The organism is Holophagales bacterium (genome assembly GCA_016699405.1).
GTDB lineage: Bacteria > Acidobacteriota > Thermoanaerobaculia > Multivoradales > JAGPDF01 > JAAYLR01.
Genome location: CP064972.1, coordinates 1,490,812 through 1,504,335 on the forward strand (window position 1 = coordinate 1,490,812; position 13,524 = coordinate 1,504,335).

General features: G+C 69.3%; 12 protein-coding genes. 10 read left to right on the top strand and 2 right to left on the bottom strand.

Annotation, left to right across the window (positions count from 1 at the left end):
* The first annotated feature begins 198 nt into the window (after positions 1-198).
* From IPJ17_06430 to IPJ17_06445, 4 genes are read left to right on the top strand one after another with little or no spacing between them, the layout of a single operon-like run.
* On the top strand, positions 199-1,314 hold the full coding sequence (locus IPJ17_06430; protein ID QQR75208.1) for a radical SAM protein: 1,116 nt from the start codon (positions 199-201) through the stop codon (positions 1,312-1,314).
* A 34-nt stretch (positions 1,315-1,348) separates the two neighbouring features.
* Positions 1,349-2,311, top strand: coding sequence for a glycosyltransferase (locus IPJ17_06435; GenBank protein ID QQR75209.1), 963 nt, complete (start codon positions 1,349-1,351; stop codon positions 2,309-2,311).
* Entirely contained in the window at positions 2,308-3,177 is an 870-nt protein-coding gene (locus IPJ17_06440) for an aldo/keto reductase (protein ID QQR75210.1), read from the top strand. The genes IPJ17_06435 and IPJ17_06440 overlap by 4 nt, the downstream gene beginning before the upstream one ends.
* Positions 3,174-4,436 (top strand): glycosyltransferase family 2 protein, encoded by a 1,263-nt coding sequence (locus IPJ17_06445; GenBank protein QQR75211.1) that lies wholly within the window; start codon positions 3,174-3,176, stop codon positions 4,434-4,436. Before IPJ17_06440 ends, IPJ17_06445 begins: the two co-directional genes overlap by 4 nt.
* Positions 4,437-4,473: 37 nt before the next feature.
* On the opposite strand, the gene IPJ17_06450 is transcribed toward IPJ17_06445, so the two are convergent.
* Positions 4,474-5,613, bottom strand: coding sequence for a GNAT family N-acetyltransferase (locus tag IPJ17_06450; protein QQR75212.1), 1,140 nt, complete (start codon positions 5,611-5,613; stop codon positions 4,474-4,476).
* On the opposite strand from IPJ17_06450, the gene IPJ17_06455 reads away from it, so the two are divergent.
* From IPJ17_06455 to IPJ17_06480, 6 genes are read left to right on the top strand one after another with little or no spacing between them, the layout of a single operon-like run.
* Positions 5,612-6,349 carry a glycosyltransferase family 2 protein gene (locus tag IPJ17_06455; protein QQR75213.1) on the top strand — a complete coding sequence of 246 codons (738 nt, stop codon included), beginning with the start codon at positions 5,612-5,614 and terminating at the stop codon, positions 6,347-6,349. The two genes, IPJ17_06450 and IPJ17_06455, sit on opposite strands and share 2 nt — an antisense overlap.
* A complete protein-coding gene (locus tag IPJ17_06460) occupies positions 6,346-8,292 on the top strand; it encodes a PIG-L family deacetylase (protein QQR75214.1) in 1,947 nt (648 codons plus the stop codon). Before IPJ17_06455 ends, IPJ17_06460 begins: the two co-directional genes overlap by 4 nt.
* Positions 8,256-9,572 (top strand): glycosyltransferase family 4 protein, encoded by a 1,317-nt coding sequence (locus IPJ17_06465; GenBank protein QQR75215.1) that lies wholly within the window; start codon positions 8,256-8,258, stop codon positions 9,570-9,572. Before IPJ17_06460 ends, IPJ17_06465 begins: the two co-directional genes overlap by 37 nt.
* On the top strand, positions 9,569-10,873 hold the full coding sequence (locus tag IPJ17_06470; protein ID QQR75216.1) for a glycosyltransferase family 2 protein: 1,305 nt from the start codon (positions 9,569-9,571) through the stop codon (positions 10,871-10,873). The genes IPJ17_06465 and IPJ17_06470 overlap by 4 nt, the downstream gene beginning before the upstream one ends.
* Positions 10,870-11,886, top strand: a complete 1,017-nt coding sequence (locus IPJ17_06475; protein QQR75217.1) for a glycosyltransferase family 2 protein — start codon at positions 10,870-10,872, stop codon at positions 11,884-11,886. Before IPJ17_06470 ends, IPJ17_06475 begins: the two co-directional genes overlap by 4 nt.
* Positions 11,837-12,919 (top strand): PEGA domain-containing protein, encoded by a 1,083-nt coding sequence (locus IPJ17_06480; protein QQR75218.1) that lies wholly within the window; start codon positions 11,837-11,839, stop codon positions 12,917-12,919. The genes IPJ17_06475 and IPJ17_06480 overlap by 50 nt, the downstream gene beginning before the upstream one ends.
* Before the next feature lie 57 nt (positions 12,920-12,976).
* Here IPJ17_06480 and IPJ17_06485 read toward each other — a convergent pair whose 3' ends face one another.
* The gene (locus IPJ17_06485) at positions 12,977-13,522 is read right to left on the bottom strand and encodes a methylated-DNA--[protein]-cysteine S-methyltransferase (protein QQR75219.1); all 546 of its coding nucleotides are present in this window, start codon (positions 13,520-13,522) and stop codon (positions 12,977-12,979) included.
* Positions 13,523-13,524 lie beyond the last annotated feature (2 nt).

Below are 13,524 nucleotides of genomic sequence, written 5' to 3' on the forward strand. Positions count from 1 at the left end.
TCGCCGCGTTGGCTTCGCCCTCGGCGGTCATTCCTCCTGGTCCGCCCATGGGCCAGTCCGGTCGCTTGATTCGAGTACCCAGCGAGCGAACCCACGACGAGAGCGCCGGGAGCCGAGTGGTACCATCCACGCTCGTCGCCACGCGAGTGCGATCCCCGAGATTCCGGCAGGCGTGAACGCGAAACGCACGGAGCACCGATGAACGACACCCCACACGGCCGGATACTGGCAGCGAACGAGTCCACCCGACTCGTCAGCGAGCCATTCCTGGCTGCGTTTCCCGACAAGATCCGAAATCCGCTCACCGACCGAGAGCTCCGCTCCGACGACCCGGCGTTCGTCGCGATGAGCCGGATTCTGTCCGGGGAAGCGGGAATCCTCGAGCTGCACGAGCAGCTGCGTCGGCGCCTCGTCGACGAGGGCTGGCTCATCGAAGATGCGCCGCGACTGGCCGAGCGCTTCCGTCTCAAGTACGTCTCGCTCGAGGCCAGCACCGTTTGCAACCAGGCGTGCTACTTCTGTCCGGTGTCGGTCGACCGCCGCGCGGACCACGCGATGACGATGGAGTTCTACGAGCGCATCGTCGCCCAGCTCGCGGCGTACAAATCGACGATCGACGGCGTCTCGATGATCCACTACAACGAGCCGACGGCCGACAAGCGATTCCTCGAGCAGGTGGCGATGCTGAAGCGGTATGGACTGCCTCCCGCCGTGCTGACCAACGCCACCGGGCTCACGCCGCAGCGCGTGGACAAGCTCCTCGAGATGGGAGGGTTGCGTTACCTCTCGATCAACCTCTCGACGCTTGACCGCGAGCGCTATCGCGTCGAGAGAGGCGGCGACCATCTGCCGATCGTCTTGCGGCACCTCGACTACCTCAAGGACAAGCCACTCGCGCCGCAAATGGACATGGCGGTGCTCGGGACGGGTGACGAGAGACATCGAAGGGACTTCGCCGAGATCGAGGAGCGCTTCCGCGGCAGTCGGTTCAACGTGGTGTTCTACGAGGTGATGGACCGTGCCGGGGCTGTGCCGATCGGGCTTCGCCCCATCAGCCGGCAGGTCCGCCTCTGCGGGTGCGAGCAGACCGGCTCGCGACCGGTCGAATGGGTCCACGTGAACCCGATGGGCCAGTGCGTTCTCTGCTGCCAGGATTATCACGACCGGTACGTCGTGGGCGACCTCAACGTCGAGACGCTCGACGAGATCCTCGGTGGCGAACGGATGGCGCTCTACCGGCGTTGGGTCTACGGGATGGAGGAGGCGCCCGCCGACTTCATCTGCCGCGGCTGCATCTATGCGCTGACGCGCTGAGCGCGCGGGCGCGGGATCCGAGGGCGACGCGAGGATGATCTTCTACCTCTGTCCGGACCATCCCGAGCCGAGTTGGGGCGTGGGGATGCTCTACGAGCACGTCGCGCTGCTGCGGCGGGACGGATTCGCGGCCTGTGTTCTCCACCATCGACGACCATTCCGGCCCTTCTGGAGGACGCTCGACGAGCCATTGGTCTATCTCGACGACCGCGACTACTCGCCGACAGCGGACGACCTCCTCGTCGTGCCGGAGATCCTCGCCGCCACCGATGCGGCAGTGACCTTCCCCGGTCGGCGGATCGTCTTCGTGCAGGGCAGCTTCCTCGTGCTTCGCGGCCTCGGGGGGCGCGACGGCTACCCGGATCTCGGCTATCGGGCGGCGATGGCGGTGCTGCCGCACGTGGCCCACGTCGTCGAGCGGCACTTCGGGCTGGGCGCCACTCTGATCCCTCCGTTCGTCGCACCCCTCTTCTTCGAGCGCCACGAGACGGAACGAAGAGAGCAACGCGTCCTTCTTGTCAGCAAGCCGGGCTACGCCGCAGCCGGTCTGCCGGACGAGCCGATCGCCGCTTCGCTGCTCGAGCGAGCGATCGCCCGGCGCCCGACCTGGAGTTTCCAGGTGCTCAAAGGGATGTCGCATCCCGAGGTCGCCCGGCTCATGCGCACGTCGGAGCTCCTGGTGAACGTCAACTCGCACGAGGCGTTCAACTCCACCGTCCCGGAGGCGATGGCTGCCGGGTGCGTCCCGGTGTGCTACGAGGCGGTCGGCGGCCGGGACTTCCTACGCGACGGCGAGAACGCGCTGGTCCATTCGAACCACGACGTGTACGCGCTGGTGGAGCGCGTGATCGAGATCGTCGACGACTTTCCGGCATGGTCGGCGAAGCTCGAACGGTTGCGGCAGGGTGGCGCAGCGACAGCGGGGTCGTTCCGGCCTGAAGCGACGGCTGCGGCGCTGGCTGGATTCTTCGGCACCCTCCTGCGGTCCGGGGCATGAACCTTCCGCCGATCGGCTTCGGCTGTTCGCCGTTCCGTCCGGGCGGCAGGTGGGTCGACCTCGAAGCCGCCGTGACGACGGCGCTCGCCGTCGGCTACCGACTGCTGGACACGGCCGAGCTCTACGGCAACGAGCGGCAGGTCGGGCGCGCGCTCGATGCGCCCACCTCACCGCCACGCCGTGACGTGGTCGTCGTCGGCAAGGCCTGGAGGACGAGCTTCCGCCCCGACCGTCTCCGCGCCGCCTGCGAGGCCTCGCTGCTCCGCCTGGGTCTTGCCGAGTTCGACCTCTACCTCCTGCATGCACCGGAGGCATGGAGACATGTCGCGCCGCTGGGCGATGTCGAGGAGCTCGGCCGGGCCGAGCTCGAGCGGCGCGCCCTGCCGCGCGAGGCCGACGGACGAATCGCCAGCGACGACGTGGCGCCGTCCGAGACCTGGGGGGCGATGGTCGAGCTCGCCGAGCGTGGGCTCGCCACGGCCATCGGCGTCAGCAATTTCTCGCCGACGGAGATCGAACAACTGGGGCACCCTCGGCCCAGCTGCAACGAGATCGAGCATCATCCGCTGGCGATGCATGCCGACACGGTGGCGTGGTGCCGGAGGGAGGGGATTGCCTTGCTCGGGCACTCACCCCTCTCGACCGCCGGAGTGCTGGAGCTGCCGGAGGTCACCTCGGTGGCCCGGCGCATCGGTCGTTCGCCGGCGCAGGTCCTCCTGCGCTGGTGTCTCCAGAAGGGCCTGACGCCGTTGCCGTCGAGCGGTGACGAACGCCATCTCCGGGAGAACCTCGAAGCGCTTCGTTTCACCCTGGACGATGCGGCGATGACGGCAATCGACGCCTCGTCGGCCGGTGGAAGAGCATGAGACGCGGCGAACCCGTCGGCGACACGGTGCCCGACGCCTCCGCCCCGTCGGGCCTCGCCAACCCGGTGCCGAGCCCGCTCGTCGACGGCGGAGCGGAGATCGCGGGGTCCGGTGGTCGCGTCAATCCGCCGTCGACGCATCCGGTTGCTCCCGAGCTGGCAGTCGTTCTCGTGCACTATCGGACCCCGGATCTCTTGGCGAGAGCGCTCGGCGCCCTGCAAGACGATGCCAGGGAGAGCGGCATCTCGGCCGAGTGGGTGATCGTCGACAACGGCAGCACCGAAGCGGAACGCGCGAAGCTCGCGACGCTGCCGGCTCGTCTGATCGAGCCGGGCGCCAACCTCGGGTACGCCGGCGGGATCGGCCGCGGCGTGGCCGAGACCCGAGCTGCTTTCCTGCTCTTCGCCAATCCGGATGTGCTGGTGCAGCCCGGCTGTCTCGCGGCGCTGCTCCAGGCACTCCGCCATGGCGCAGCAGCGGCTGGCCCGCGGTTCTTCTGGGATCGACCGGACGGCTACCTGCTCCCTCCGACTGAACGTCGCGAGCTCGTCGACGAGTGCTGGTCGCGCCTCGGGCGACTTGGCGAGCCCTTCCGTCGGCGAGCCGTGGGCCGCTGGAGGAAGCACGCATGTCGGCATTGGACGGCGAGCGAGCCGTTGGCAACGCCAACGCTGAGCGGGGCCCTGTTGGCGGTCTCGCGCTCGGCTTGGGACCGGGTCGGTCCGATGGACGCCGAGTACCGACTGTATTTCGAAGAGTGCGATTGGCTGACGCGAGCGCGGCGGGCGGGGCTGCCGACCGTCCTCGTCCCCGCGGCGACGGCGATTCACTTCTTCGGTCGCAGTGCCCGACTCGAGCCAGAGGTCGCTGCTTGGTTCGCCGAATCGGAACAACGCTTTCGCCGTCTCCACTTCCGCCGGGGTGCCCGGATCCTCCTCGCGATTCTCGATCGGATTCCTGTCCCATCCGGTGCGGGAACGGTCCTGCCGGCTCCGCCGACCGACCTCTCCCGCCTGGTTCCGGCTGCGCGAGCGGGCGATGCTCGGTGGATCGAGCTCTCGCCGCTTGCCGCCGGATTCCCGGCGGCCGGGCGAAAGGTCTTGGCCGGCGATCCGTTGGAGCTTGGCCTGACAGCCGAAGCGCTGGGGCGGCTCGATCCAGGTGTCTGGCGCCTGGCGATCTGTGACGATCAGCAGCGCGAGATCGCGGCTTGTCGGTTCGTCAAGGAAGAGCAACGGCCCGGGCCGAGCGGCGGTTGATTCCGTTCATCGACTGGGCGAAGCCGGCCGACACGGATCAGAAGAGGTCGCTGTCGCCTCGAGTGTAGTAGAGGCTGTCGCGGAAGGCCGGCAACGGATCGGTGTCCAGTCCTGGAACGAAGACGAATCCGAGGGCCTGAGGCTCGGCCTCGACGTGGAATCCGAGCTCGGCGAGCTGAGTGGACCACCAGGGTGGATTTCGCGAGAACCAGCCGTCCACTTGCTCGAGGTCGTTGCCGAGCTCTCCTTCCAGGACGTGATCGAGCAGGCGGGCTGCGGCTCCGGTCGCTGTCGGGTCGAACAGCGCATCGCCCCAGAGCAGCCGCGGGCCTTCGCGGCGAAAGACCGACCAACCGAGAATCTCGCCGCGCAGAGTGACGGCGAATGCCCGATAGTCCCGGCCCGAAGCCGCCCCGTAGCGCCAAGCAAGGTAAGCCGCATCCCGACGCACGAGGTAGCGGTAGCCGTGACGGACCCGCTCGAAGAGCGCGTCGAGACGGCGATCGCGAGGGTCCAGCACCTCGACGCGAGCGCCCCAGAGCCTCAAGGATCGCCCGCTCGCGCGAGTCGACTCGGCCAGCCGAGCGGGGCGCAGCACGCACTGACGAGCCTCTTCGAGCTCGCGAGCTCCGACGTAGCGCAACGAGAAGCGGTGAATGTTGCCGGTATTGAATCCGTAGCTGAAGGCCACACGGTCCGCACGACGGCGGGCGTAGAAGGTCGCGGCCAGGCGAGCGAGAAGGCTCGTCGGTCCGCGACCGAGGTGGCGGACCTCGGGTGCGGTCATCGTGTCGCCGACTTGCGAGGCGACGAGGTCGCGCCATCCTCCGCCGAACTGCCGGTGAAAACGCACTGGATAGCCGGAGTAGTGGCCGACGATCCGGTCGTTCGGATCGACCGCGAGCTCGATCCAGGGCCCACCGAAGGGATTGACGCGGTAAAGCCAATTCCACTGTTCGAGCGAGCGTTGGACGTGGAAACATCGCTCGAAGAGTCTCAGGATCTCGGATTCGTCCCCAGGACGGTAGGCCCGGAGGCGGACCTCTGCGGAGCTCAGTCGGGCAACGGGCGAGTCCGGCCGGGTGTCTTCGAGATCGGTCATCGCGGAGGGTGCGGTCGCTTGGGCCGGGTGTGACGCGATGCTGCCCGGACGACAGACGTAGAATGACACAGCCATGCGCCTGTCGATCGTCATTCCGGCCTTCAACGAGGAGTCCCGCATCGGCCCGACCCTCGAGAAGGTCCTCGAATTCGTGGCGACTCGCGAGGGTGGGGCCGAGGTGATCGTCGTTGACGACGGATCAGGCGACCGGACGGCGGCGACGGTCGACCCGTTCCGGGAACGCGGGGTCATCCTCCTCCGACTGCCCGGCAATCGTGGCAAGGGGGCGGCGGTGCGTGCCGGGGTGACCGCGAGCCGTGGCGACACCGTCTTGCTCTCCGACGCCGACCTCTCGACGCCGATCGCCGAGCTCGCACGCCTCGAACCGCATCTCTCCGCGGCGCCGCTCGTCTTCGGCAGTCGCGGCCTGGACGATTCTCGCGTGGTGCGCCATCAGCCGTGGTACCGGCAGGCGATGGGGCGGGGGTTCAACCTGATCATCCGGGCGCTGGGCGTCGGGGGGCTGAGCGATACCCAGTGCGGCTTCAAGCTCTTCGACGGCAAGGTCGCGCGCGAGTTGTTCGCCGAGATGACCGTGGACGGATTCGCCTTCGACGTGGAGCTGGTCCTGCGGGCGCGCCAGCGGGGCCATGCCATCGCCGAGGTGGGCGTCGAGTGGGCGAACGCCGACGGGTCGCGCGTCCATCCCGTCTGGTCGTCGCTCGGCATGCTGCGTGACGTGGTCCGCCTGCGCTGGCGGCTCGCCGCCCGTGGGCGCCCCGAGCCGTCGACCGAAAGGGGGGGCGCGTGATCCGGCAGCCGGAGCTTCCCGGGGTCACCGACGAGGTCCGCGCCGCGAGCGTTCTGGTGCTCGCGCCGCACCCGGACGACGAGGTGGTCGGCTGCGGCGGACTGCTCGCGACGCTGGCGGAGGCGGGTGCGGCGATCCGAATTCTCTTCCTGACCGACGGGGCGGGTGGGCGCGGTGCGGAGGCCGTCGACACGCCCGCGGGCTACGCCCGCCGCCGTCGCGAGGAGGCGGCGCGCGCCGGCGCGGTGCTCGGCATCGTGGGGATCGAATTCCTCGACCTGCCCGACGGCGAGCTGGCCGCGCATCTCGACGCCGCGAGCTCCGCGATCACCCGCGCGATCACCATGCAGCGCCCGCAGCTTCTGTTGGTTCCCTCTCCGCTGGAGCTGACCGAGGACCATCGCGCCGCCTTCGCCGCCTTGCATCGGGTGCTCTCGCCGCTGCGGCGCGGCGATCCGCTGTCGGTGGCCACCGAGGAGCTGCAAGTCCTCGTCTACGAAGTGAATCGGCCGGCGTTTCCCGACCTGCTCGTCGACGTCGGCAGCCGGATCGAATCGCTTTCCACGGCGATGCGGCACTACGCGAGCCAGGAAGAGCGTCACCCCTACCTCAACGCCGCGCTCGGCCTGCGCCGATACCGCACGCTGACCCTCTCGCCGGCGGTGACGGCAGCCGAGGGCTACCGTCGCCTGACGAGCGCCGATTTCCGGACGCACGGGCTCGAGGGCTTGGTGGGTCGGCTCGGCGGGAGCCTGGAACGCCGTGAGGTGCACGCGGGGCCGCGGATCTCGGTCGTCGTCCGGACCCGCGATCGGCCGGCGCTCCTCTCCGAGGCGATCGCCAGCCTCGCCGCCAGCAGCTACCGCCACCTCGAGCTGGTCCTGGTCAACGACGGCGGGAAGCCCCCGGAGCTCCCGGTCGACCTCCCGTTTCCGCTGCGACAGGTCGACCACCGGGAGCCACGTGGCCGCGCGGCGGCGGCCAACGCCGGGATCGCCGCGGCCACCGGCGACTTCGTGGCCTTCCTCGACGACGACGATCGCGTCGAGCCGGCACACTTCGAGGTGCTCGCCGGCCTCGTCGACGGCACCGGCGCGCGGGTTGCCTACAGCGACGCGGCGGTCGGCATCTACGAGCTGGACCCGGTGCATGGCTGGCTCGAGGTCGAGCGCCGCCTGCCCTACAGTCGCGACTTCGATCCGGATCTGCTGCTGGTCGACAACTACATTCCCTTCAACACGCTGCTCGTCGAGCGGCACCTCCTGCTCGCGGTCGGCCCGGTCGACGAGTCGCTGCCCTTCTTCGAGGACTGGGAGCTGCTCGTTCGCCTCGCCCAGGTGGCGGCCTTCCAGCATCGCGCCCAGGTGACCTGCGAATACCGCCATTTCCGCGGCGGAGCCCAGGTCTTCGGCGAGAGCCCCCGGGAGCGAGGCGACTTCCTCGCGGTCAAGGCGCGGGTCATCGAGCGCCACTTCGAGCGGCTTTCCCCGGAGCGGCTGGCGCGCGTCGTGACCCGGTTGCGTGACGAAGAGGTTGCATCGTCCGAGAGAGCGGCGAGCGAGTCGCGCGAACGCCGGGATCTGGCTCGTCGTGCCGCACGCTTCGAAAGCGACTACCACCGCCTTCACGGCGAAACCGTTGGCCTGCGCGAAGAGCGTGAACGGCTGGAGCGGGTGCTCGAGGAGCGCCAAGCCGAGCTCGATCGCCTCTTCGGCGAGGAGAAGCGACTTCACGCGGAGGTGGGGCGGCTGTTCGACGTCGAGACGGCCTTGCGACGCGAAGAGGCCGCGCTGCGTCGGGAGCTCGCCGCGCGCGACGAGAGTCTGCGAGCGACCTACGGCGAGATCGAGCGGCTCGGTGCCTTGATCCGCGAGATGGAGTCGACGCGGGCGATGAGGCTTCATCGATGGCTTCATCGGTCGCCGGCGCGGTCGGAGCCGTGACGCGCGTCGCCCTCCTCTCGAGCGAGCCGCTGCGTCCCCGCCTGGCGGGCATCGGTATCCGCTACCTCGAGTTGGCGCGACGTCTGGCCGGATGCGGCCTGGACGTCGTGACGATCTCGCCCGCCTCGGTGGAGGAGATGGCTGCCCTCGGCCTGCCGGCGGGCTCGCTTCGTCAATTCGACGCGCAACGGCTCGCCGACCAGCTGGCCGACCGCGAGGTCGTCGTCGCCCAGGGGCAGTTGGCCAACGACGCCGTGCTCGCCGCCCCGGATCGCCCGGTGGTCATCGACCTCTACGACCCGTGGTTGGTCGAGAACCTCCAGTATGTCGAGAGCCTCGGACTCGATCCATATCGCAACGACCACGCCACCTGGGTGCTGCAGATGTCGCGCGGCGACTTCTTCCTCTGCTCGTCGGAGGAGCAGCGGCAGTTCTACCTCGGATTCCTGAGCGCGCTCGGCCGGGTGAACCCGCACCGTCTGCGCGAGGACCCCGATCTGCGCGGGCTGATCGACGTCGTCCCGTTCGGCGTGCCGGATCACCTTCCCGGCCATCGGCCGGTTCTTCCTGCCCGCAGCTCGGGCGAACGACGGATCCTCTTCGGCGGTCTCTACGACTGGTACGACCCGTTCACCCTTCTCGACGCGCTGCAGCGCCTCGAGGACCGACGTTGGTCGCTCTGGCTGCTGCGCAATCCGAACCCGCAGGCGACGCCGCAACGGCTCTTCGCCGAGGTCGAGCGCCGCTGCCGCGCGCTCGGTTGGTGGGGCGAGCGGGTGCACGCACTCGACTGGCTTCCGGCCGATCGTCGCTTCGATCTGCTGCGGGATGCCGACCTCCTGGTGGCCCCGCATCGCCTGACGCTCGAGACGCGATTGGCGTTGCGCACGCGTTTCCTCGAGGCGCTGGCCTGTGGCTGCCCGGTGGTGACCTCCGAAGGGGGAGCGCTCAGCCGGATGCTGCAAGCCGAATCGGCGGGGTGGGTCGTCCCGCCCGAGCGGCCGGAGGATCTCGCTGCGGCGCTGCGCGAGGTCCTCGCCGGCGGCGAGGCGGTCGAACGGCGGATCGAGCGCGGACGTGAGCTCGCCCAGGCGTTTGTCTGGGAGCGGGCGATCGCTCCCCTGGTGTCCTTCCTCGAGCGACCGCGTCGCGATGCGACGAAAGAGGCCTTTGCCTTTCGTCCGGGCACGGCCTCTCCACCGGACGATTTCTCGTTGCGGTTGCGGCGCTGGCTGAAGCGGCATCGGCCGACGTTTCTGAAAGCGAGCGAGGGGCGATGAGCGCGCCGCACAAAGTCTCGGTTCTGGTGCTCACCTGGAATGGGCGAGCGCATCTCGAAAGCTGTCTGCCGGCGCTCGTCGCTCAACACGATCCGGGCGTGCCGTGGGAGATCCTGCTGCTCGACAACGGCTCGCGAGACGGGACCGTCGACTGGGTGCGCTCCGCCTATCCGAACGTGCGGTTGCTGGCGAGCGAGCGGAACCTCGGCTTCTGCGCCGGCAACATGCGGCTGGCCGAGGCGGCCACCGGCGACGCGCTGGTGCTGCTCAACAACGACACCCGGCCGCGGCCGGAGTGGCTGGGTGAGCTGGTGGCAACGGCTGCCGCCCAGCCCGCGGACGTCGCGGCGGTGGCGGGGCTGATCGTCGACTGGGAGGGGGAGCGGCTCGACTTCGGGCGCGGGGTGATGACCTTCGACGGCCACGCCTTCCAGCTCGACCACCGTCGTCGCCTCGCGGCAGCGGCGCTGCCGGCCCCTGGGGAAGAGCTGCCGTTCCCGTGTGGCGGCAACATGCTGGTCCGCCGAGAGTCGTTCTTCGCCGCTGGAGGGTTCGATCCCGACTACTTCGCCTATTTCGAGGACGTCGATCTCGGTTGGCGCCTCTGGTCGGGCGGCGAGCGCGTCGTCTCGTCGCCGGCGGCGGTGGTTCACCACCGCTCCAGTGGGACGAGCGACAGGCTCGGCATGTTCAATCGCGGTCTGCTCTTCGAGCGCAACGCCTTCGCTACCGCCTGCAAGAACCTCGAAGCGGGAACCTGGGAGCGGCTGATGCCGGCGATTCTGCTGACCTTCCTCTCGCGGACTCGCGCGATGCTGGTCGAGGGCAACGCCGGAGGAGCCTTGCTCGACGAAGACCCCTATCGCGCGAATTCCGTCCCGAGCGCCGGTGGGGCGCCGGCACGGGGCGGGGCGCTGACGCGGCGGGCACGAGCGCTTGCCGCGCGCCTGGCCAGGCGACTGGCGCGCCTGGCCGATCCGACCGGTGCGCTCGAAAAGCGTCTCGTGGCCGGGATGGAAGGCCCCGGCGTGGCGCTGGACGATCCGCGGTCGATCGCCCAGCTGCGAGCGATGAGCCACCTCCTCGGGCATCTCGACCGCTCCGCCGAGAAGCGGCGCCAGGTGCAGGAACGACGGCGGAGGAGCGATCGCGAGCTGTTCGAGAAGTTTCCGCTCTATCTGGTGCCGACCTATCCGGGCGACGCGGCGCTCTTCGCCAGTCCAGGGTTCCGCGCCTGGTTGCCGGCGGACCTGCCGCTCGTCGAGCGGACGCTCGCCGAAATGATGGAGCTCGGCGGATGAGCGCCCTTCGCGAACGACCAGCGGGCGGTGATCCGTTCTTCACCGTCGTCGTCCCGACCTTCAACCGGCTCGACGTCCTGCCCGAGGTGCTCGCCGCGCTCGGTGACCAGCGGGAGGCGCCGACATTCGAAGTCGTGGTCGTGGATGACGGATCGAGCGATGGAACGCCGGCCTGGATCGACTCGTTCCGGCCTGCGTTCCCTTTCCGGTCGCTCCGCCAGGAGAATCGCGGCCCGGCTGCTGCCCGCAACGCCGGAGTGGCCATCGCCCGGGGGCTGCGGGTGGCCTTTTTGGGGGACGATACCGTCCCCTCCCCGGGGTGGCTTGCCGCTCATGCTGCGGCGTGGCAGCGCCGGGGGGCCGACCCGGCCGTGACGGTGCTCGGTCGCACCGACTGGCATCGACGAATGCGGCGGACCCCCTTTCTCGAGCACATCAACGAAAACGGGTTGCAGTTCGGTTTCGCGCTGATCTCGGATCCCGAGCGGGTGCCGTTCAATTTCTTCTACACCTCGAATATCTCTCTGGGCCGTGATCGCCTGCTCGCCGAGCCGTTCGACACCGCCTTTCCCTATGCTGCGTGGGAGGACATCGAGGTGTCTTACCGGCTCGATCGACGAGGGCAACGGATGGTCTATGCCCCGGAAGCGCGCGTGGCGCACGATCACCCGACGTCGTTTCACCGGTTCACCATTCGGCAGGAGCGTGCAGGCTACTGTGCGGTCGTCTTCTACCGCCTGCATCCGGAGCTGGGGCCCTTCCTCGGGCTCTCTCCCGCGGGGCCGCCGCCGCTGCCGTCAGGTGCGTTGCAGTGGCTGAGAGAGGGGGTGGCGCGGGCCTTGCAAAGGTTTCCGGTGAATTGCCCCCGCCTCTGGGAGGCCGCACTTCGGTACCACTACATTCGCGGGCTCCACCGGGGTTGGCAGGATCGGGTCGTCGGGGCGGGACGAAAGGAGATCTCCCATGGGGAGCGCCAAGCCGCAGGATCGCAGGAACCCAAATCGTCCGCTTGACCGGCGGATCATCTTCCTCTCGCTGACGCTGGGCCTGCTTCCGGCCCTCGTCTCACCTGCCGTGGCCGAGGAGCAGCATGGCGGGGGCAGGCACGGGCAGCAGGGCCAGACCTCGTCGGCCGTTCAGGGGGGAAGCGACCACAGTGCTCCGCAGGTGTCGGCGCAGAGCCATCGTGGGGCGCCGCCGTCGGCTCGACCCGAGGGCAGACCCGGCGGACATCGTCCGGGCAGCTCCCACGATGGACGCTATCGGCCCTCCTCGCGGCCAGGCCATCATCCGGGGGTCCGTCCGGGTTGGAGCGGGAGCCTGGGGTGGGGCTGGGGCGGCTACTACCCGGGCTGGTACGGCTGGTACGGTTACCCCTACTACGGACCGGAAATCGTCGTCGTTCCGGGTGGCAGCCCGGTCCACGGCGCACGAGCGGGAGCGCTCGATCTCGATGTGAGTCCGGAGCGGGCCTCGGTGTACCTCGACGGCCGCTTCGTCGGGGTCTGCGACGACTTCGACGGCTTCCCGGACTACCTCTGGATCGAGCCGGGGACGCACGACCTGGCGATCTACGAGCCGGGATTCGTCACCATCGCACGGCAGATTTCCCTCGAGGCGGGCGAGCTCGTTCAGATCGACGACCGGATGGAGCCGGGCGATGCCGTCAAGCCCGAAGACCTCGCCTCGAAGTCGACGGTGCGCCGCGAGGAGCGGTTGCGCCGCGACCGGGAGCGTCAGGAAGAGCTCGTCCTCCGGCCGCGCTCTGCCGAGCCCTCGCCCGAGGATCGCGGAGCGCTTGATCTGCGCGGCGAGCCGGGGCGGCTCCAACTCGGAATCGTCCCCGCGGATGCCTCGGTCTATCTCGACGGACGATTCCTCGGTACCGGCGAGGAGCTCGCGAGACTCCACTCCGGCCTCCTGGTCGACCCCGGGCAGCATCGGCTGGAAGTCGTGAGGCCGGGTTATCGCAGCGTCGAGCGGAGCTTCGAGGCTTCGGCGGGGGCCGAGGTCGAGCTCGAGATCGAGCTCGAGGCGATCAACTGAGGTCGTTTCTTCGTCGCGGCCGGCGGGGGTGAGGCGTCGATCCCGACGCCATCGCTCCTAGCCGGCCGCCGGCGTCATCCGCTCGAGGCGAAGCAGCCAGCGCTTCTTCGCCTCACCGGCGACGTAGCCGCCGATCCCCGCCTTGCTGGGCACCACCCGATGACAGGGCAGGATGATCGGAATCGGGTTGTCGAGCAGAATCGAGACCACCTGGCGGTAGGCGTTCGGCCGACCGAGCGCCGCGGCGATCTCCTTGTAGGTGCGAGTTCGACCGAAGCCGACGCGTGTCGTCTCCTTGAGCACGCGCCGCGCGAAGGCGTCGGCTCCCGACGGACCGAGGTCGTACTCGAGCTCGAGGTTGCGCCGGGCGCCGGCGAAGTACTCCGACAGCCGCCCGACCACTTCGTCGATCTCGTCGGTGAGCGTGACCTTGCCGAGCGGGAGGTACTGCTTGCGCTCCTTGGGAGGAGGCGAGAGCACGAGGCGTGTCACCACCGCGCCCTGGAGCTCGAGGCCCAGTGTGCCGATCGGCGAAGGGAGGAGCAGCTGCACCGGCTCGACGGCCGGCGCAGGCGCGAGAGGGAGCTCCAGGTCCGAGGACACTG

Coding starts and splice junctions, on each gene's coding strand:
- IPJ17_06430 (QQR75208.1), top strand. CDS start 199: ATGAACGACACCCCACACGGCCGGATACTGGCAGCGAACGAGTCCACC.
- IPJ17_06435 (QQR75209.1), top strand. CDS start 1,349: ATGATCTTCTACCTCTGTCCGGACCATCCCGAGCCGAGTTGGGGCGTG.
- IPJ17_06440 (QQR75210.1), top strand. CDS start 2,308: ATGAACCTTCCGCCGATCGGCTTCGGCTGTTCGCCGTTCCGTCCGGGC.
- IPJ17_06445 (QQR75211.1), top strand. CDS start 3,174: ATGAGACGCGGCGAACCCGTCGGCGACACGGTGCCCGACGCCTCCGCC.
- IPJ17_06455 (QQR75213.1), top strand. CDS start 5,612: ATGCGCCTGTCGATCGTCATTCCGGCCTTCAACGAGGAGTCCCGCATC.
- IPJ17_06450 (QQR75212.1), bottom strand. CDS start 5,613: ATGGCTGTGTCATTCTACGTCTGTCGTCCGGGCAGCATCGCGTCACAC.
- IPJ17_06465 (QQR75215.1), top strand. CDS start 8,256: ATGGCTTCATCGGTCGCCGGCGCGGTCGGAGCCGTGACGCGCGTCGCC.
- IPJ17_06470 (QQR75216.1), top strand. CDS start 9,569: ATGAGCGCGCCGCACAAAGTCTCGGTTCTGGTGCTCACCTGGAATGGG.
- IPJ17_06475 (QQR75217.1), top strand. CDS start 10,870: ATGAGCGCCCTTCGCGAACGACCAGCGGGCGGTGATCCGTTCTTCACC.
- IPJ17_06480 (QQR75218.1), top strand. CDS start 11,837: ATGGGGAGCGCCAAGCCGCAGGATCGCAGGAACCCAAATCGTCCGCTT.